Raw genomic sequence first — 19139 nt, forward strand, 5'->3', positions numbered from 1 at the left:
AAGAAATAATGCCCCTTACGACACTTTCTTGTTCCGCTCAGCCGCACGACCCATTAACGCCTCCTCCTGCAATACCTCTCGCTGGATCGCCGGGTCGTCGATCCGGATCCGTCCGAGCCCAGCGTCGATGCGACCATCTTTGAGCGCAACGACCTGCTCCAAGGTTGTCATCTCCAAAAGCTGAATTTCAAGCCCTTCCGATTGTGCTCGAAATTTCCGGATGACCTCGGGCATCATACCGTAAACGATAGACGCCACGAACCCGACTACGAAACGCCGTTTCTCGCTGGCGGAGAGCCGCTGCATAGAGCGGCGTAGTTGCTCCGTGCTCGAAAGGATCCGCGTCGCCTGCTCGTGAAAGATTCTGCCCGCCTCCGTCAACCGGATCGGGCGGCTATCGCGATCGAACAACACGACGCCCAATTCGAGTTCGAGTTCTTTGATTTGGCGGCTCAACGGCGGCTGGGCGACGCCAAGCCGTTCAGCAGCGCGAGTGAAGTTCCGCTCTGCTGCTACAGCCGCGAAATAACGAATGTGTCGCAAGTCCATCATACCTCCAGGGTATCGAGCCGGACCGAGGTGATCTTTCCGCTCCGTCAGCGCAAGCCGTATGTCCACAGATAAGAAATAAGAAAGAGAGGATCGGAATGGTCACTGTCGAAGCCATCGAAACCTTCATCGTCGATGTGCCGACGATCCGTACGCACGTGCTCGCGATGGCGACCATGCGGACGCAGGCGATGGTGTTCGTCCGAATTCGCTGTTCCGATGAGGTCGAGGGGATAGGGGAAGGCACCACGATTGGCGGCCTTGCCTACGGCGACGAGAGTCCCGAGGGCATCAAGCTCACCATCGATACTTACGTCACCCCGCTGCTGCGCGGCACCGATGCCTCGCCCGCGCGAGCGATGACGCTGCTGCGCACGTCGATCGTCGGCAATCATTTCGCGAAAAATGCGGTGGAGACCGCGCTGCTCGATGCGGCCGGCAAGCGCGCGGGCATGCCAGTCAGCGAGCTTCTTGGTGGGCGGGTGCGCGATCGGCTCCCTGTGCTGTGGACGCTCGCGAGTGGCGACACTGCGCGCGACATTGCCGAGGCAGAGGGGATGATCGACCAGCGCCGCCATAACGCCCTCAAGCTCAAGATCGGCAAGCGCGATCTGGCAGACGACGTTGCGCATGTCGGTGCGATCAAGCAGGCCTTCGGCGGACGCGCGAGTATCCGTGTCGATGTCAATCAGGCTTGGACGAACCGACGGCCAAGCGTGGTGTCGCCATTCTGGCGGATGCCGGTGTCGACCTTATCGAACAGCCGATCTCCGGCTCGAACGTTGCCGGCATGGCACGTCTGACCGCGATGGGGCGCACCGCAATTATGGCGGACGAAGGGCTGCGAGGTCCCATCGACGCCATGCGCCACGCGCGCGAGTCCGCGGCCGACGTGTTCGCACTCAAGATCGCCCAGTCGGGCGGACTCCGCGCGGGCACTGCCGTTGCCGGAATTGCCGAGGCGGCAGGTATCGGGCTGTACGGCGGGACCATGCTTGAAGGCCCGATTGGCTCGATCGCCTCGGCGCACCTTTTCGCGACGTTCGCCGGACTCGCGTTCGGCACCGAATTGTTCGGGCCGCTGCTGCTGACCGAAGATCTGCTGGCAGAGCCGCTCGATTATTCGGAATTCGGCTTGGCGGTCCCGACGGGCCCTGGACTGGGCCTGGTGCTCGACGAGGACAAGGTTCGCGCCTTCCGCCGCGACGGCGATCGACGCACCGTTGTTCCGATCACTAAAGTCGCTGGAGGCTAAGCATGCTGTTTCATGTCACCATGGACGTGCGCATCCCCGCTGATGCCGACCTCTCCACCATTGATGCCCTCAAAGCCGAAGAAAAGGCGCGCTGCCACGAATTGATGGAGCAAGGCGTCTGGCGCCACATCTGGCGGGTCGTTGGCCAGTACCGCAACGTCTCGATCTTCGATGTACCCGACAATGCGGCGCTCCACGAGATCCTGATGGGCCTGCCGCTGTTCCCGTTCATGGACATCACCGTCACGCCGCTTTGTCGTCATCCGTCATCGATCCGCGAGGACGACCGCTGACACCAGTCACTCAATTAAAAACTACTAGGAGAGTTCAAATGGCATCCACATTGGTGGCAAACCCTGAAACCCAGGCCTTTCTCGATAAGGTTGCCGGGCTGGATCAGCCTGGCGCCGGAGAAGACCGTATCAAGAATATTGTCCGCCGGGTGGTCGGCGATCTATTCGCCACCATCGACGAGTTCGACGTGAGCGAGGACGAGTTCTGGCATGCGATCAATTTCATGGCGTCTGCAGCTCCCGAGTTCGGGCTCTTCGCCGCCGGGCTTGGCTTCGAACATTTTCTCGACATGCGCATGGACGCCAAGGATGCTGCAGCCGGGATCGAAGGAGGCACACCGCGTACGATCGAGGGGCCGCTTTACGTCAAGGGTGCACCGCGTTCGAAGGGCTTTGCGCGGCTGGACGACGGTGCCGATGATGGGGAAGTGCTCATCATGCACGGTCGCGTCGTCGACAAGGCCGGAAAACCGGTTGCTGGTGCGATCGTCGATGTTTGGCATGCCAACACGCTCGGCAACTACAGCTACTTCGACAAGACACAGAGCGATTTCAACCTTCGTCGGCAGATCGAGACCGACGAGGAGGGCTGCTACAAGTTCCGCAGCATCGTACCGTCGGGCTATGCGGTGCCCAAGGGCGGCACCACAGAAGCGCTGCTTGACCGCGTCGGCCGCCATGGCAACCGTCCCGCACACATCCACTTCTTCGTATCGGCGTCCGGCTACCGCTATTTGACGACACAGATCAACATCGACGGCGACCCTTATCTGCATGATGACTTCGCCTACGCGACGCGAGATGACTTGATCCCGGCAGTCCAGCGGATTGACGACTCTGCAGCGATTCACGCCGAGGGATTGAATACGCCGTTCAGCGAAATCGCGTTCAACTTCACCATGGTCTCCGCCGCGGAAGCCGATGATGCCGAGGCGTCCTCGCGTGACCGCGTCTCGCTGGCGGCTTGAAAGTCGATGCCCAACAAGCTCTTCGACAATCCTGCTGCCGCAATGGACGGCCTGCTGGTCGACGGCATGACGATCATGTCGGGCGGGTTCGGGCTTTCGGGTAATCCCGAAAGCCTGATCCCCGAAATTCGCGCGAGTGGGGTGAGGGGCCTGACCGTCATCTCGAACAATGCCGGTGCGGACGGCTTCGGCCTGTGGATGCTGCTGGAAAGCCGTCAGGTGAAGAAGATGATCTCGTCCTATGTGGGTGAGAACAAGCTGTTCGAGCAGCAGTATCTTTCGGGCGAGCTGGAGCTGGAGCTTAATCCGCAGGGGACGCTCGCCGAGCGCATCCGCGCTGGCGGAGCTGGCATTCCGGCCTTCTACACTAGAACCGGAGTGGGCACCGTAGTCGCCGAGGGGAAGCCCACCGAGACGTTCGACGGCGAGGATTACGTTCGCGAGACGTGGCTGCGTGCAGACTTATCGATCATCAAGGCATGGCGGGCCGATCCTGCCGGCAACCTCATGTTTCGCAAAACAGCGCGCTGTCCGTCGTCAGAACATTTGGCGCAGATGGCGGCGTAGATTAGCGGAGTGCGGGCCTCGTCTGGGGGTGGATGTTATGCGGCGAGCTTGCGGTGCTGCAAGCGCCGATGTTCGATGGTCTGTCGCTTGATCCTTTCACGCTGTTTGATGATGGCCGGCGCCCTGCCGAAGTAGGCGTCGGCAGGTGTCACATTGGCCAGGCTCTCGTGGTAGCGCTGGTGATTGTAGTGCTCGACGAAGGCCTCGATCTGAGCTTCGAGGTCGCCGGGCAGGAAGTAGTTTTCGAGCAGGATGCGGTTCTTCAGGGTCTGGTGCCAGCGCTCGATCTTGCCTTGGGTTTGCGGGTGCATAGGGGCGCCGCGGACATGGCTCATCTTCCGGGCCTCGATGTATTCCGCCAGTTCGCCCGCGATGTAGCTGGGGCCATTGTCACTGAGCAACCGGGGCTTGTGCAACACCGTGGCGCTGTCGCAGCCCGAGGCCTTGAGAGCGAGGTCCAGCGTCTCGGTGACGTCCTCGGCCCGCATGTTGGTGCACAGCTTCCAGGCGATGATGTAGCGCGAGAAGTCGTCGAGCACGGTCGACAGGTACATCCAACCCCACCCGATGATCTTGAAGTAGGTGAAGTCGGTCTGCCACATCTCGTTCGGGCGGGTGGTCTTGGTGTGGAACTGGTCGGCCGCCTTGATCACGACATAGGCCGGGCTGGTGATCAGGTCGTGGGCCTTGAGCAGCCGGTAAACCGTGGCTTCGGACACGAAGTAGCGCTGCTCGTCGGTGAAGCGCACGGCCAGCTCCCGAGGGCTCAGCTCGGACTGTTCCAGCGCCAGCTCGATGATCTGGTCGTGGATGCCCGCCGGGATGCGGTTCCACACCCGGCTCGGCGCCGATGGCCGATCTTCCAACGCCTCCGGTCCGCCTCCGAGGTAGCGGTCATACCAGCGATAAAACGTCCGGCGGGGGATGCCGAGCTGGTCCAGCGTGCGCTTGGCCGGCAGGTGCGACTGTTCGACGATCCTGATGATCTCGAGCTTCTCCGATCCGGGATACCTCATTCGTCGTCGCCCCCATCCGCGATCATGCTTTTTTTGAGCAGCCGGTTCTCAAGCGTCAGATCGGCGACGCATTCCTTCAGGGCACTGGACTCGCGGCGCAGATCCTTCACCTCGTCGGTGGTCGCGGCACGCGCGGTGTCGCCGGCCAGGCGGCGCTTGCCAGCTTCCATGAACTCTTTCGACCATGTGTAATACAGGCTCTGCGCGATGCCTTCCTTGCGGCAAAGCTCGGCAATGCTGTCCTCGCCGCGCAGGCCATCGAGCACGATCCGGATCTTGTCTTCCGCCGAGAAGTGCCGCCGGGCCGCCCGCCGGATGTCCTTCACCACCTGCTCCGCAGGCTTTTTGGCGCTTGAGGGTTTGGGTCTCATCTTCGTTCCTTCGTCACTACGACGAGACCCAAACCCTCCTTAAATCACAACCTCAAATCTGCGCCATTGGTGCTGACGGCGGACAGGTCGGAGCCCAGGCGCATGTCCCATTGATCGAGTAGAACGTCGACACCGTTCGCAACGAGCCGGGTGGCAAGCATCAGCACCCAATCTTTGTGTGCTTGGTCATCGTGGGAGTAAGAGATGAATAGTCGAGGAGCTTCTTGCATCTCGCGAACAGGCCCGATCAGGGCGGCGAGGTCAACACATCAGCATAGCGCGCGCGGGCGCTTCGCTAACCAGTGGCAGGTCATGCACCGGAAGCCGGCATAGAGGGGAGCTGCAATGAACGGCAGATTTGTCCCGATGCCGTTGAAAAAGTCGGTCTTGCAGTCGGGGTGACGGTCTGATTCAGCATCAGCATGCTGAAGGACGCCAAGCGATGATGGGCGAGCGCCGAGTGGCGCAGGAGGCCTTGTTCTACGAATTCAGTCTGGATCGACACGTTCCGGCAGATCATCTGCTACGGGCAATCGACCGGTTCGTGGACCTGTCGGGGATGCGCGAGCACCTGCGCGGCTTTTACAGCGCGATTGGTCGCCCTTCGATCGACCCTGAGCTGATGCTGCGGATGCTGATCGTGGGGTACTGCTTCGGCATCAGGTCGGAGCGCCGCCTGTGCGAAGAGGTGCACCTCAACCTAGCTTACCGCTGGTTCTGCCGCCTGGGTCTCGACGGCGACGTGCCGGATCACTCGACCTTCTCGAAGAACCGGCATGGGCGCTTCCGTGAGAGTGATCTGTTCCGCCAGTTGTTTGAAGCCACCGTGCGGCGCTGCATTGAGGAAGGACTGGTCGGCGGCGACGGCTTCGCTGTCGATGCCAGCCTGATCCGCGCCGAGGCCAACCGGCAGACCTATGTCGAGGGAACGCAGGGGCTTGGCGCTGTTCGGGCAGGGCGTGCCGTCGAGGAGTATCTCGCCGTACTCGACGATGCCGTTTTCGGCGGCGCAACGCCGGTTGATCCCAAACGCGTTTCGCCTGTCGATCCTGCGGCCCGCTATACCCAGGCGCACGGCAACCGCGCCGACTTCTGCTACGCCACCAACTACCTGATCGACGTCGACAATGCGGTGATCGTTGATGTCGAGGCGAGCACGGCGGTGCGCCAGGCCGAGGTGACCGCCGCCAAACGGATGATCGAGCGGGCAGCCGATTGCCATGGTCTATGGCCCCGCAAGCTGATCGGCGACACCGGCTATGGCTCTGCGGGCATGCTCGCCTGGCTCGTCCACGAGCGTGGCATCGAGCCGCATGTGCCCGTCTTCGACAAGTCCGCCAGGAGCGATGGCGCTTTCGAGCGCAGCGACTTCACCTTCGATCACAAGGATGACAGCTATATCTGCCCGGCCGGCAAGCGTCTGCGACCGCGTAACCGCAATTTCACCTCGCCGCGACCGGAGGCCGACCAGGACGGCTTCATCCGCTACCGAGCGCGGCAGCAGGACTGCAGCAACTGCGCGCTCAAGCCACAATGCACACCCATCCTGCCGGCTCGCAAGGTGACCCGCTCCATCCACGAGGGCGCTCGCGATCTCGCTCGGGCCCTGTCGCAGGAAGATGAATGGATCGCCTCACGCCGCGAGCGCAAGAAGGTCGAGATGCTGTTTGCCCACCTGAAGCGCATCATGCGGCTCGACCGGCTGCGATTACGCGGACCCAATGGTGCCCAGGATGAGTTCCACCTCGCCGCTGCCGCCCAGAACCTGCGCAAGCTCGCCAAGATCAGCATCGCCAGGCAGATGGCGATGACATGAGGTCAGGCGACTCTGCTCAGCCGTTTCGATCCGTACCCTCCGCTTCGCCGAGAAGGCGACTTTTTCAACGGTATCTCCCCATTTTTGCCATTCGCGCTACTCAACCAGCGCCTGAATGTATGGCAAGTTTCGACGGGCGCAATTCAGGCTGTGAACGTCCGGTTTGGCGGCGGATGGCGCCGCCAGGCATCGGTTATCGAAGCTAAAGAGCCGGCAGTGATCAGGAAGCCGCACCTCCGCGATGTACCGAGTGGAAGTCTATCGGGCAGGTCACCAGGCTGACGACCAAAAGCCTTAGAAGCAAATGCTTCGGTCGCGGCTTGGGGCGGAAGGCGGCGGCGAGCATGACCAGCGAGCATAGGAGCCAGAAGATCGCGGTGAGCGGCACGGCGTTGCCGGCTTGCTCTCGGTGTCACCGTCCGATCACCTGAAGCCCTAGAACGAATACCCAAGCTTCAAGTACCATTCGCGCGGCCGCGAATAGACCCCATACGTCGATCCGATGAAATTGAGGTCCGAGTATCCCGAGATAATGTAGCGCTTGTCGGTCAGGTTGGTGATTCCACCCGTCACCGACCAGCCTTGGGCAGCATCGAACGTCGCCGACATGTTGAAGACGCTGTAGCCGTCCTGTTTCAGCGAAGGTGTGTTGATCGCGTCCTTGTACGTCGCACTTCGATACGACCAGTCGCCCTGCAGCACCACGCGCCCTGCCTCACCATCGTAAGGCTCAACTGTAATCCCAGCATTTGCTGTCCATTTTGGCGTATTGGCCAGCGCACTGTCCACCGTCACCGGCGCCGCGCGGGCATCCACTTCGCGGTACTCGGCGTCAAGATAACTGACCGCTCCGGTCAGCCGGAAAGCGTCCGTCACAACCAGTTGGGCTTCCGATTCAAAGCCACGGATTCGCGCTTTTCCGGCGTTGCGCACCTTCGGTGCAAACCCGTCATTCACAATGATCTGCAGGTCGCTGTACTTCGTGTCGAATAGGGCGCTGTTCAACCGCAGGTGGCGGTTGAACAGCTCAACCTTCACGCCGATTTCGAGCACACGCGCAAATTCTGGCTCGAACGCAGGTGCTTCCGGCTCGGGCGGGAACACGCGCTGCGTAAAGCCGCCGCTTTTGAAGCCACGCGAGAAGGTGAAATACCCAAGCATGTCGGGCGTAAACTTGTAGTCGAGCGTCACTGACGGCGTGAACTCGTTCGCCGACGTCGTACGCTGCACTGCAGGCATGACGATATCCCCCACCCGCAGCGGCTGTGGTGAACCGGCGGCCATGCTGGTCACCGGGTTCGTCAGGAAGAACGGCGTCGGGAAGCCCGGTGGCAGCGGCGCCTGCGCAGCCGGATGTACGCGCAGCACCTCTTGGTCGGGCGAAAACCGCTTGTCCTCACTTGTATAGCGGCCGCCAAGCGTCAGATTGAGATTGTCAGTCGCATGAAAGATGAACTGAGCAAAGGCCGCATAACTGTCGTTCTTGACGCTACCGCCGCTCCGGAAATCGGTCGGCGCAGTGAACAGCGAGTTGATATCGGTGCCGCCTTCGTGGTGGTAATATAGGCCAAGCGTATAGTTCAGTTTTTCGCCGAACCCGTCGCCCTGAAGCTGGAATTCTTGGCTAAACTGATTTTGCGTGTAGTCGTTTTCGGTCCGCTGTATGGCAAGCGGCGACTGGTCGATATCGACCGCAAACGCACTATCGAGCTCACGGTAGGCGGTGATCGACTTGATGGTCACCGGTCCCGCATCCCACGAAGCATTCAGCGATACGCCCCACACGTCCGACACCGAACGGTTTGGGCCGCTTTCGTTGGTTTTATCCTTGTCGCCAGTAAGCCACTGCGCGTTGTAGCAGCTAGGATTGGAGGTTGGTGATGGCGGCAGACAGCCCGGCGCATTCAGGAAAACGTTGTGAAACAGAGGGAAAATGGCGTTCTCATTGACATCGAGAAGCGTTGTTGCAACAGCGCGCTCACGCGTACGCGTATAATCGGCGGACAAGAGAAGGTTGAAATCGGGCGTTGCATCCCACTCGGCGACGAAACGGCCTGAGTAGCTGTTCTGGTTGCCCTTCTTCTGTCCATCGACAAGTCGCTCGACATAACCGTCGCGCGTCAGCGCAAGGCCGCTGACGTAGAAACGGAAATCTTCGGATACCGGCACGTTGATCCGTGCGCCGACGTCAATCCGGTTGTACGAGCCGGTCGTGGCCTCAATGTTACCGCCAAGCTGTTCGTCCGGGCGCCGTGACGTGACGATAACAGCGCCGCCAATGGTGTTCTTGCCAAACAGTGTGCCCTGCGGACCGCGCAACACCTGAATGCTCTCGACGTCGCGCGTCTCGAGCAGCGCGCCAACCGAGCGGCTGATGTAGACGCCATCGAGGTAGATGCCGACACCAGGATCTACCGTCATATTGAAGTCGGTCTGCCCGATACCGCGCAGAAACACAGTGACCGAGTTGCTCGATCCCGAAGCTGCCGCTGCGGAATCGAAGCTGAGGCTCGGCGTGAACTTGCCGATGTCCGACACATTGTTGATCGCGCGCTCGCGAATGGCGTTCTCGCCAAACGCTGAGATGGCGACGGGCGAATCCTGAAGATTTTCGCTGACGCGCCGCGCCGTAACGGTGATAATCTCCAGCTCGGACGCATCGACTTCAACACCGTCCGTTTGCTGCGCGAACGCTGGAGCCGATGCGCTGGCCAATACCGCAAGCGCGGAGCCCATAAGAAGCTTGCACATGATCTCTCTCCCCTCGACAATTTTGGTGTTCTTCTTGTGTTTCATGACTGTGCCTTCGGCAGTTCCAGGGTCAGGCCGTCGAGCAGGTCGGTAAGGCGGATCTGGCAGGACAGCCGCGAATGCGGCGCACGTTCCGCTACGCAATCGAGCATTTCGTCTTCGGTCTCACTCGGCGGTTTCAGCGCATCTAGCCACTCGGGGCCAACGTAAACGTGGCACGTGGCGCAGGCACAGGCGCCCCCGCAAACGGCTTCGATACCGTCCACGCCGTTCAGAACGGCCGCTTCCATGAGCGATACTCCCGCTTCGGTTTCGACCAGATGCTCGAAGCCGCCGGCTGCGCGGAAGATCACGCGGACCTTTGCGGTCATTGCGTCACCTCCTTCGCCGGAACGCCGACGTTTCCGCCAATCACTGCGCAGCCTCGATGAATGCGGCCGTCGTGCGCGCGAAATCGACCGGATGTTCGATCATCGCCCAGTGCCCGCAGTCGGGCATGATGTAGCCCCAGCTCGGACCAATTAGCTCAAGGAACTTGTATGCGTTGGCGAGCGGAACAACCTTGTCGAGCTTGCCGTTTACGATGAGAGTCGGCGCGGTGATGCGCCGGATATAATCGTCTTCGTAGTAGAGGCCGCCCTGGTCGCGGATCCACTGCATCGTGGCGCTGTAAGCGCGGCGCGTTTCCGGATCTACCGACAGTGCATACCTGTAGTCGATCATCGCATCGTCGATCTGGAAATTGTCGGTCGTTAGTGCACGGACGAGACGGATCATGCCTTCGCGCGTGAAATCATATCCAAGCACGGGTTCGAGCGCAGGATCGATTTTCGACACCAGACCGGCGCTGCCCATCAGGACGAGTTTGCGAACGAGTCCCGGCCGTTCGACCGCGACGCCGAGCGCCGATGCGCCACCCATCGAATTGCCGACAAGCGCGACATTTGAAAGCCCGAGCGCATCGAGAAAGCCTGCAAGGTGATCGGTTCGCGCCGCTTGTGAAAAAACGAATGGATCGGCGGGTTTCGCAGTGCGTCCAAATCCAAGCATGTCGACCGCAATCACGCGATAGCGATCCGCCAGGACCGGCATAACGCCGCGCCAGTTGCCCATACTGTCGGCACCAGCGCCGCCGCCATGAACCAGCACCACGACATCGCCGCTGCCTTGCTCGTGGTAATACGTCTCCATGCCGCGAACGGTCACCGACCGTCCGGCTGTTGCAGCCAAAACCATGTTCTTGTCTCCCTTGAGGCGCGCGAACCCGCCGCCAAACGCCTAAACGATTGCTATTCCGCCCATCCCCGTCATCCATTGAGGCATCGGTTCGTAATAGATTTTCTCAGCCCTCCGGCCCGGCAAGGTGGCCGCTGCCATCACCCAGTTGACGATTTCCAGACCGCCGTTACCCGCGTTTTTGAGCAACGTTTCAGTATCGATAGCCCTGAGCCAGCGCATATCGCCCGATTGGAACGCGGCGATAACGCGGCGGTCGAACTCCGCGTTGACTTCACCATGTCCCGGGATGTTGATCCAATGGCTGAGACCGCCTGTTGCAACCACGACAACGCGCAGATGCGAAGGCAGGTCGAGCCCGACTGCTTCGGCGACGATATCACCAAGCTGTGCCGCGCGCGCTGCAGTCGGCGGCGGCGTCATGTTGGCGTTGACGTAGATTGGGACGACCGGAATCCTGCCATCGGGGTCGATGAACATTAACGGCACCATCACGCCATGATCCGGGCGAAGCTCTTCGCCCTGCGCGAGGTCGAAGCGATCGGCCGCTCGCGCGCACAGCGATTCCGCGAAGGCCCGGTTTCCGGCAAAAGGCCGCTGCTCAATGTCCATATCGCCCAGCGGAGTGAACGTATCCGAAACACCAACCGTGAAGGGCGGCTGAAGACGCGTCGTGATGTTGAAAAGATGGTCCGAGCCGATGACGATCAGCAGGTCTGGCCGCAAGAGGCGAACACGCCTGCCGATCTCGTTCATGCCCTCGACGACACGAAGCGCCTGGGCATCTCCATCGGGCGAACCGAATAGAACATGCGAGGTGGCGAATACTCCAACGATTTCAGCCATTGCGATCGACCATTTTCCGGTACGCCTTAACGCTGACGAAGTCTGGCGCCATCGGATTTGTCAGCATGAAATGATGCATCTGCAAAACCGGATGAAGACCGACTGCGGTGAGAGCGCCAAATCCGCCCTCGTCAAGCGCTGCGCGTTGTGCGCTCGAAAGACCATAGCGCTCGTATAGCGCCTCTCTGTCCGCCCTGAACAATTCGACATTGCCGGGGTTTGTAAAGAGCTCCTGCATCAGCCGGTTTACTGGATAGGAGGCGGTCGTGCCCATCAACGTGCTTCCTGAATGCCGCGATTGTGCTGACTGGCAAGCCCCCGCCACTCGATGATTGCGCGGTCCGGCTCGAACAGGATTTCTTCGGACCAACCGCGATCATCAGCGTAGAACGGCTCCATCGATTCACGTGCCATGATGTCGTCATCATTGAAGCCGTTAAGCGCGAGGCCTACCCATTTTTCGTGGAATTCTCGCTCGAAGGAGTCTGCCGCTTCCTTTGACGTCACGACTTTGCCCAGCGTCTGGAAGTAGAGGTGGCTGGTCTCATCGACCGGCACGTACCATTCGAACTGCGTGAGCTCGGGATCCGGCCACGGTTCGACCTTGAGTACGCCCGGCAGCCAGATCGATATGCTGATGGCGACGCGCTTGCTGCCAATGTTGCCATGGATTGCAGGTTTGCCTTCGATCATGCCTTCGAAAACCGGCACCGAATGCTCGCCAAGCAGATCGTAAACACCTTTGGGCTTGCCCGCAGCAACCTCGGAACGCGTAAGCTGGTCGGGATCGCCAGGCGCAAAGCCAAGCGGCAGAATGATATCGTTGCCCTTCACCAGGATCGAATTCTTGTGAATGAAGACGTGCCCCGCATCAAAGCCGTTTTCCGCACCCAAGCGCCAGTTCGAGGCCACGAGCCGATGTTGGCCGTGAATGGCGCGGTTTTCATCAAGGAAGCCGGGCGGCACATCTTCGATAAGCGGCGTTGGTTCGCCGTCGCCTACGTAAACGAAGATAAGACCTTTGGCCTCTTCAACCGGGAACGTCTTCAAAGCGCGCCGGCCGATCTGCACACTGCCGGGGTTTGTGAGGATATCGACGAGGCGGCCATCGTCCCAGCGATATGTCCAGCCGTGATACCAGCAGGATATGGTGTTCTTGGAATAGCACTCGACCCGGTCGGAAAGCGTTACACCGCGATGCAGGCACCTGTCCTGGATCGCATAGACCTTGCCGCCCACGCGATTGAGCAGAATCTTCTCTCCCAGGAGCTTGACGGGAACGGGAGTACCTTCGGCGATTTCGCTCGCGAGGCGAACGGGATACCAATGGTTTCGGAACCCGAGTTTCGCACGGATATAAGGCTCCCAAACCTTGGTTCTGCGCTCGGCGATTGATGGTTGGTTAGCCACGTCCTATAAAATCCCAACGTTATTGTTGACGAGATTGCTAACAATCTTCAAAACAATCGTCAACCCACTTTTATTTGTGGGTGGCTAGGAGAAAATTGGCGCATGATTTCAACGACCATGACTTCGCTCGACAAGGAAGAATCGCCGGCACACCGGGCTGCAGCTTTCATCCGCGGTGCGATTCTCGAAGCACGATTCGCGCCCGGCCAGCGCCTTGTGGAAAGCGAGCTCAGCAGCCTCACGGGCCTTGGCCGAGGGCCTGTACGCGAAGCGCTGCGCTTGCTGGCCGCTGAAGGTCTGGTTGCGATCGAGGGCAACAAAGGTGCTGTCGTGGCGCGAGCCTCGAAGGCGATGATGGTCGAGGTTTTCGAAGTTCGCGAACTTCTGGAAGGTCTTGCGGCGCGCCGCGCGGCGCTGCGTGCGGCCACCTCGCCTCACCTCGAATCAATAGAGCGCGCGCTTGACGAGGAATCGCTGCGGAATGTCGACGACAGCGGCCTTATCCTGATGGAGGCAAACGAGCATCTGCACCAACTTGTCGTCGACGCGGCGGAAAGCCCCGTCATCGAGCGCGTACTGGTACAAATGCAGCTTCCCGAGCTGAGCTCGATATTCTTCAGGCTAATGTCGCCGACCATATGGCGCCACTCGCGCGAAGATCACATCGGCATCCTCAACACCATTCTGAAAGGTGACGGTGAGGCCGCCGAACAGCGAATGCGAGCGCATGTCCGTCGCACCGCCGCGCTTTTTGCTGACCTTCCGGATGAGCTCCTGCGATGACCGCGCACGGGATTGCAAGTGACCGCCACGCTCTCACCTGCTAGGTTCCGTCTGCACAGCCGAGAACAGTGCATGAAACTCGGGAAAGGCACGCAAGAGCCTAAACGCATGGCTTGAGCGGCGTAGCGGAACGACCCGTGATTTTGTATTCCCAAGCAGGATCGATTGTCTCGGTCACTCGAGCGCAAGGCAATATGCACGTCTCGTCGACAAATGGGTGTTAACGATTGGTCTCGACAGTCGGGAATGTGGCACGCACTCGATGCGAAGAACGAAGCCTTCGCTGATTTACAAAGCCACAGGCTATCTCCGCGCCGTACAAATCCTGCTCAGCCATACCAACATCGAGAATACAATCAGATACCTCGGCGTAGATGTCGATGATCCTCTCACGCTGTCCGAACGGACCGAAATTTGATCCCTCACCGGCTTCTCGACGTTTTCGGAAGCCGGCATTCGCGCATGAAACAAAGGCAGCTAACAAATCTCGGTTTTTGGTGGCGGAACGACCGTTTTGTCGGCGGCTATCGCCGCTGTCACGCTGCACTGCGAGAGACCGTACCTGTCGCTATCGGCCTAAATCAGCCCTTGGCGGCCACTTCAGGCTCGGCGATCCGCTCGCTTCACACAGCGTGGACGACGCGGCCGAGCTCCTCGACCTGCTCGCCGAGCCACGTGAGTTCTTCCTCGCTGATGCGGTAATGCTTCGAGTAGCGCGCCTTCACATAGGCCTGCTTGAGCTTCTCGAACATCACGCGCTGCTTGCGGTTGTCCTCGGGCCAGACATACATCAGGCGCCGGTCGATGAGGTTGGCCTGTGACCGTAAGAAACCGAGGTTGTGAACGTGTGGAGTATAGAACGTGCAGACCAGAAGCACGCAGTGGTAGAGTCGCTCGGTTGCCTGATGAAAATCGAAGGCCGCATCTCTTAGGTAGCCCTGCCCGACGTCAAACTTGGCGATATTGTAGCGCTTCATCGCCGAAGGAAACCACTCATCGAAGTATTCCCGCGCCATTTTTAGCGCATCCTTCGGCGTCTTGGGCTTTGGCGTATGGAGCACGCTGTCGTCGCTCTGGTAGAGCGCGATGCCGTCCTTGGCGACGTCCATGAAGAAATACCGGCCATGGGCAAGGCCGTCGTTCACCTCCTGCAGCGTGTGCACGATGAAGTTGACTGGGGTTTTGATGCTCTTCGTGATGCCGTACTCGCGGTGGAAACGCTCCTCGGCCTTCGCCCAGTATTTCACATAGTCGGTGAGCCGCTTGTCGTTGACGATGACGAGGAGGTCGAAGTCGGACTTGTAGCCCTTGGCGGTGTGCGGTTCGTCGACCCAGCCGCCGCGTGCGTAGCTGCCGTAGAGAATGACCTTGGTGATGCGGCCCTTCTTCTTCCACTGGTGCTGGCGAGCGCGAGGACGTCATTGAACTCCTCGAACAGGATTTCGACGACGCGCTCAAGCTCGCGCTGCTTTGCGGGCGGCAGATGATCGAGGCTCGTGCGCATAGGAGACCTTCCTAACAACTCAGACATGACTTTGCACTGCAAGAACAGGCTGTTGCTGCAGCTATGGGTACCACAACCCCCTGATCAGAGGGTTGCAGCCCTGTGGAGCGCCACCAGTGCCGCCGCCATGCGGGTTTCCACGTCGCGGACCGAGAGGCCGAGGCGCAGCGCGATCCGGTCGTTGAGCAGCCCGTCCCAGGCGAGCTCCATGATCTGCTGCGATACCGGGTCGAGCGCCGCGAACGCCTCCCGGTAGGGCCTGCCGATCTTCACGATATGCCGGATGGCCCGGCGCATGTGCCAGCGCACGCGCCATTCGCCGATGCGCAGTTCTGCGGCGATCTCGGCGTAAGACTTGCCCTCGACCCTGTGGGCGATGAACACCATCAGTGTCCGCTCGGGCAGCTTCCGCAGCCATGCCCGCATCACCGCGTGCCGGTCGCGCTCAAGGGGCACGCCGGGTTCAGGTACAGATTTGCCGTTCATCATCCTTCTCCTGCCAAAGCCGCGGCCCCGGCCGGAAGGGCGGGGGCGGGCGGCAGGAACGGGATCAGGTGGGCCGCATGAGGCGGCCTGCACCCGAAGGGCTGGAACAAAGAGGAAGGCCTGCCGCAGGCAGGTTGCAGGCCGGCGCGGCCCGCCCAAAGACCCGTGACGCCCGCTCCCGACCGGAACAGACGGAACAAACACGCCGCCGGGCAAAAGCCCGGCGCCTGATTGGCGCGCCGATCAGGCGCGCGGGACATCATGGGACGCAAGGCCTGCATCGCCGCGATCTGCTGCAAAAAAATCTTTGGCGGCGAACTGACGTGCACTGACATCCGGTGACGTCCTGGGCGATCCCACGGGACCGTTTGCTATGAGATGGCGCCATTTCCGCCACTCTTGACGCCCGTACCGGACCCGGCATCCTGACCCGACTGGGGAAGCTGACAACCGCTTAAGGAAGGACCAGCCATGTCCCATGACCGCATCATCCGCCTCAAAGCCGTCCTCGACCGAACGGGGCTCAGCCGTTCGACGCTCTACCGGAAGATACAGGCCGGCAGCTTTCCTAAGCAGGTCCGGATCGCCACGCGCTGCACCGGCTGGCGCGAGTCTGCCGTCAGCGCATGGATGAAGAACCCGATGTTCTTCCATGTTGACGACCTACCCGCGGAGTAAGCGCGATCAGGCCGCAGCTTGCGCGGCCGCGTTCGGCTCCCCTGCGCAGTAGCGCCCCCAGGCTTCCATGAGCCTGCGACGTTTCTCGAAGAGATCGCCGCGCCGATAGGCGGCCTCGGCCTTGTTAGGGATGGTATGCGCAAGCGCCATTTCGCAGACCTCATGCGGGAAACCCGTTGTCTCCGAAGCCCAGTCCCGAAAGCTCGATCGGAAGCCATGCACCGTGACGCCGGCCTTCATGCGCCGCAGCAGCATCGACATCGCCATGATCGACAGCGGTTTGTCGGGAGACGTGCCGGAAAACACGAACCCTGTCTCGCCATCTTCATGAAGCGCTGAGACGATCGCCATCGCTTGCGGCGACAATGGAACGCGGTGTTCACGCCCCGCCTTCATGCGTCTGGCCGGCACGGTCCAAACAGCCTTGTCGAGATCGATCTCGGGCCAGCGAGCGCCCAGCACTTCGCCCGAACGTGCCGCCGTCAGGATCGTGAATGCGAGTGCGCGTGCCGCCATCGCCGGCCGCTCGTCGAGTGACACCATGAACGTAGGGATCGCGTCATAGGCCAGCGCCGTATGATGCCCGCGCGACAGGCGCTGCCGCTTGGGCAGCAGCTGGTCGAGATGCCCGCGCCAACGCGCCGGGTTTTCTCCGCCTCGGAAGCCCTTGGCCCGCGCAGCATCGAGCACGTTCTCGATGCGACCGCGCAGCCGCTCAGCAGTCTCGGGCGTCCGTGCCCAGAGTGGTCGCAACACTGAGAGCACATCCTCGGTACTGACCTCATTGACCGGCAGGCTCCGGATCGGTTTGGCATAGACTGTCAGCGTCATCGTCCACTGCGCGGCGTGCTTGGCGTTTCTCCAGGAGGGCCGCATCGTCTCGACATAACGGTCCGCCCATTCGCCGAAGCTCGGGATCTCGTTGTGGCGGATGCGCTCGGCCTTCGGATCCTTGCCCGACGCGATGGTTGCGCGCAGCTCGGCCGCCTTCGCCCGCGCGTCGGCCAGCGAAAGGTCGCGGGCGCTGCCGAGCCCAAGCTCGGCACGCTTTCCGAAGCGCGTATAGAGGAAAATCCAGCGCCGCCGGCTACCATCGATCGACAGGTAAAGGCCGCCACCGTCGGCATGACGGCTATCCGTCTTCAGCTTCGCTACCTGCACTGCCGTCAGCCTGTTCAGCGTTCGCGACACTTTCGCCTCCCGGCCCCACTTTGGGCCCTACTTTCGGCCCCACTTTATGACTGAGATTGAGCAGGATGTCGAGAGACTGCTAGGGAAGTCTTATTCCATCAATTGATTGATATCTATACTTTTAATGAAATGCCTTGGTAGAAATCGAACCCTCATGAAACAGAAAGTTTGGCGGACACCCTCTCCGTCGAACCAGTCGTTCCGCTGGATGGCCGGTGTCTATTATCTCGATACCAAGCGCTTCATCTCGACGTCGACCGGCGACGACAACCTCCAGGGGATCGTCACCGTCAAGAGGCAGCCGCAATTCGGCAATCTGGCGAACCCGACGCTGTCCTTCCTCGCCGACAACAACCACAATCGCGCCTGGGCGCTGTTCGGCAACGTCGCCTATGACTTGACCGACCGTCTCGAACTGTCTTTCGCGGGGCGTTATGACAAGGATCGCCGGCGTCAAGCGGTGCGCGTCGATCAGACTGGCTCGCTGCCGGCCGGATGCTCGGCGGCGACCCCGGACGACTGCATCAAGCGCAACAGCTATGATCTGTTCCAGCCGAAATTCTCAGCCAAGTACAAGGTCAGCGACAACGTCAACCTGTTCGGCTCCTGGGGGGTCGGCTTCCGGTCCGGTCAGTTCAACCAGAGCGGCGTGGCGGCGGTCGCGGCTGCGGCCGGGGTCACGGGCGTGTCGGACGTCGTCAAGCAGGAGAAGGCCGAGACCTTCGAGGCCGGCTTCAAGAGCGATCTGCTCGGACGCCGCCTGCGCCTGCCGGGCGGCTGCCGCACCCATCCGAGGCCGCTGAGGTTCGTGCCGGCGTGAGGCAGAAGAAGGGCGTCAAGCAGACGGCGTTGCCCAGTCTCCAGCCCTCGGGTCAGATGCTCGGCGACGTGGCGCTCGGCGTCGAGCAACGCCTGCGCAACCATCCGTTCGACCGAACTGATGCCAGGTACGATGATGCGCCGTCGTCGGCACTCGCCTAGTAGCGACCGTGCCAGCCCAGCCCCGCTGGTCGTCGTCAGCGCAATCGGCAGCAGCCATTCCTGCAACGCCGCTCGCAATGGCCGGCTGAACTGTGTGAACCCAAAGCCCTCGCGCAGCGCATCGAGCTGTTCGTACCGGGTCGGGCCGCGCGTCGCATAATCGGCCAGCACCTCGGGCGCGATCTGCAATTGCTCGGCGACGAACGCGAGCGGCGTATCGGGGATCAATTCGCCCGGGCGCAGCAAACGGCCGGGATAGCGCAGCGCGCATAGCTGGATCGCGAAACCCAGACGATTATGCGGTCGCCTGCGGCGCACGATGATAGCCAGGTCATCCTCACTCAACGTCCAGTGCTGAACGAGCGTGGTTTCATCATCGGGAAGTGCGAGCAACGCCATGCGTTGCTCGTCCGACAGCACGGCGCGACGAGGCATTGG

17 protein-coding genes and 5 pseudogenes are annotated in these 19139 nt (G+C 61.0%); 9 read left to right on the forward strand and 13 right to left on the reverse strand.

Features of this window, described 5'->3' with window-relative positions:
- Nucleotides 1–15 precede the first annotated feature (15 nt).
- Nucleotides 16–552, reverse strand: coding sequence for a LysR family transcriptional regulator (locus QMG56_RS19610; RefSeq protein WP_281824301.1), 537 nt, complete (start codon nt 550–552; stop codon nt 16–18).
- 173 nt (nt 553–725) lie between these two features.
- Here QMG56_RS19610 and QMG56_RS19615 point away from each other — a divergent pair.
- The 4 genes and pseudogenes from QMG56_RS19615 to QMG56_RS19630 form a co-directional block, all read left to right on the forward strand.
- A pseudogene (locus QMG56_RS19615) lies at nt 726–1804 on the forward strand (muconate/chloromuconate family cycloisomerase).
- 2 nt (nt 1805–1806) lie between these two features.
- On the forward strand, nt 1807–2097 hold the full coding sequence (gene catC / locus QMG56_RS19620) for a muconolactone Delta-isomerase (RefSeq protein ID WP_281824303.1): 291 nt from the start codon (nt 1807–1809) through the stop codon (nt 2095–2097).
- A 38-nt stretch (nt 2098–2135) separates the two neighbouring features.
- Nucleotides 2136–3065 carry a catechol 1,2-dioxygenase gene (catA, locus tag QMG56_RS19625; protein ID WP_281824305.1) on the forward strand — a complete coding sequence of 310 codons (930 nt, stop codon included), beginning with the start codon at nt 2136–2138 and terminating at the stop codon, nt 3063–3065.
- A gap of 6 nt (nt 3066–3071) precedes the next feature.
- Nucleotides 3072–3593 (forward strand): annotated as a pseudogene (locus QMG56_RS19630) (CoA transferase subunit A); the annotation flags it as partial.
- Nucleotides 3594–3667: 74 nt separating this feature from the next.
- Here QMG56_RS19630 and QMG56_RS19635 read toward each other — a convergent pair.
- Together QMG56_RS19635 and QMG56_RS19640 are read right to left on the reverse strand one after the other, a co-directional pair.
- Nucleotides 3668–5019 (reverse strand): IS3-like element ISSsp2 family transposase gene (locus QMG56_RS19635; protein WP_281824308.1). Its coding sequence is split into 2 segments (ribosomal slippage): nt 3668–4683 and nt 4683–5019, totalling 1353 coding nucleotides; the frame shifts between segments, so codons are not numbered across the junction.
- A 44-nt stretch (nt 5020–5063) separates the two neighbouring features.
- Nucleotides 5064–5249: a toll/interleukin-1 receptor domain-containing protein gene (locus tag QMG56_RS19640; protein WP_142639542.1), complete on the reverse strand. Its 186-nt coding sequence runs from the start codon at nt 5247–5249 to the stop codon at nt 5064–5066.
- Nucleotides 5250–5461: 212 nt separating this feature from the next.
- On the opposite strand from QMG56_RS19640, the gene QMG56_RS19645 reads away from it, so the two are divergent.
- Nucleotides 5462–6835 carry an IS1182-like element ISShsp2 family transposase gene (locus QMG56_RS19645; protein WP_011607949.1) on the forward strand — a complete coding sequence of 458 codons (1374 nt, stop codon included), beginning with the start codon at nt 5462–5464 and terminating at the stop codon, nt 6833–6835.
- Between the two features lie 435 nt (nt 6836–7270).
- Here QMG56_RS19645 and QMG56_RS19650 read toward each other — a convergent pair whose 3' ends face one another.
- Genes QMG56_RS19650 through QMG56_RS19675 form a run of 6 tightly spaced genes read right to left on the reverse strand, consistent with a single transcriptional unit; the run spans nt 7271 to nt 13078 of the window.
- Nucleotides 7271–9631, reverse strand: coding sequence for a TonB-dependent receptor (locus QMG56_RS19650; protein ID WP_142639540.1), 2361 nt, complete (start codon nt 9629–9631; stop codon nt 7271–7273).
- A complete protein-coding gene (locus QMG56_RS19655; RefSeq protein WP_010335600.1) occupies nt 9628–9957 on the reverse strand; it encodes a 2Fe-2S iron-sulfur cluster-binding protein in 330 nt (109 codons plus the stop codon). The genes QMG56_RS19650 and QMG56_RS19655 overlap by 4 nt, the downstream gene beginning before the upstream one ends.
- A 40-nt stretch (nt 9958–9997) precedes the next feature.
- A complete protein-coding gene (locus tag QMG56_RS19660) occupies nt 9998–10822 on the reverse strand; it encodes an alpha/beta fold hydrolase (RefSeq protein ID WP_010335601.1) in 825 nt (274 codons plus the stop codon).
- Between the two features lie 42 nt (nt 10823–10864).
- The gene (locus QMG56_RS19665; RefSeq protein ID WP_011607951.1) at nt 10865–11668 is read right to left on the reverse strand and encodes a subunit of meta cleavage enzyme; all 804 of its coding nucleotides are present in this window, start codon (nt 11666–11668) and stop codon (nt 10865–10867) included.
- The gene (locus tag QMG56_RS19670) at nt 11661–11942 is read right to left on the reverse strand and encodes a subunit of meta cleavage enzyme (RefSeq protein WP_010335604.1); all 282 of its coding nucleotides are present in this window, start codon (nt 11940–11942) and stop codon (nt 11661–11663) included. Before QMG56_RS19670 ends, QMG56_RS19665 begins: the two co-directional genes overlap by 8 nt.
- Complete coding sequence (locus tag QMG56_RS19675) at nt 11942–13078, reverse strand: Rieske 2Fe-2S domain-containing protein (RefSeq protein WP_011607952.1); 1137 nt, start codon at nt 13076–13078, stop codon at nt 11942–11944. Before QMG56_RS19675 ends, QMG56_RS19670 begins: the two co-directional genes overlap by 1 nt.
- A gap of 102 nt (nt 13079–13180) precedes the next feature.
- Between QMG56_RS19675 and QMG56_RS19680 the strand changes: the two genes are divergently transcribed.
- Nucleotides 13181–13861, forward strand: a complete 681-nt coding sequence (locus QMG56_RS19680; protein WP_281824318.1) for a GntR family transcriptional regulator — start codon at nt 13181–13183, stop codon at nt 13859–13861.
- Between the two features lie 88 nt (nt 13862–13949).
- Nucleotides 13950–14279: pseudogene (locus QMG56_RS19685) on the forward strand (tyrosine-type recombinase/integrase); the annotation flags it as partial.
- A 205-nt stretch (nt 14280–14484) separates the two neighbouring features.
- Here QMG56_RS19685 and QMG56_RS19690 read toward each other — a convergent pair.
- Nucleotides 14485–15365: pseudogene (locus tag QMG56_RS19690) on the reverse strand (HEPN domain-containing protein).
- An 84-nt stretch (nt 15366–15449) separates the two neighbouring features.
- Nucleotides 15450–15854 carry a sigma factor-like helix-turn-helix DNA-binding protein gene (locus tag QMG56_RS19695; RefSeq protein WP_281824320.1) on the reverse strand — a complete coding sequence of 135 codons (405 nt, stop codon included), beginning with the start codon at nt 15852–15854 and terminating at the stop codon, nt 15450–15452.
- 468 nt (nt 15855–16322) lie between these two features.
- Here QMG56_RS19695 and QMG56_RS19700 point away from each other — a divergent pair, with 468 nt between their 5' ends.
- On the forward strand, nt 16323–16529 hold the full coding sequence (locus QMG56_RS19700) for an AlpA family transcriptional regulator (protein WP_281824322.1): 207 nt from the start codon (nt 16323–16325) through the stop codon (nt 16527–16529).
- Between the two features lie 6 nt (nt 16530–16535).
- On the opposite strand, the gene QMG56_RS19705 is transcribed toward QMG56_RS19700, so the two are convergent.
- Entirely contained in the window at nt 16536–17720 is a 1185-nt protein-coding gene (locus QMG56_RS19705; RefSeq protein ID WP_281824324.1) for a site-specific integrase, read from the reverse strand.
- A gap of 208 nt (nt 17721–17928) precedes the next feature.
- Between QMG56_RS19705 and QMG56_RS19710 the strand changes: the two genes are divergently transcribed.
- A complete protein-coding gene (locus tag QMG56_RS19710; protein WP_281824356.1) occupies nt 17929–18540 on the forward strand; it encodes a TonB-dependent receptor in 612 nt (203 codons plus the stop codon).
- On the opposite strand, the pseudogene QMG56_RS19715 reads toward QMG56_RS19710, so the two are convergent.
- A pseudogene (locus QMG56_RS19715) lies at nt 18453–19136 on the reverse strand (DUF4158 domain-containing protein); the annotation flags it as partial. The gene QMG56_RS19710 and the pseudogene QMG56_RS19715 overlap by 88 nt on opposite strands.
- Nucleotides 19137–19139: the final 3 nt, after the last annotated feature.

Source organism: Sphingobium sp. BS19 (assembly GCF_027925545.1).
In the GTDB taxonomy this organism is placed as follows: domain Bacteria; phylum Pseudomonadota; class Alphaproteobacteria; order Sphingomonadales; family Sphingomonadaceae; genus Sphingobium.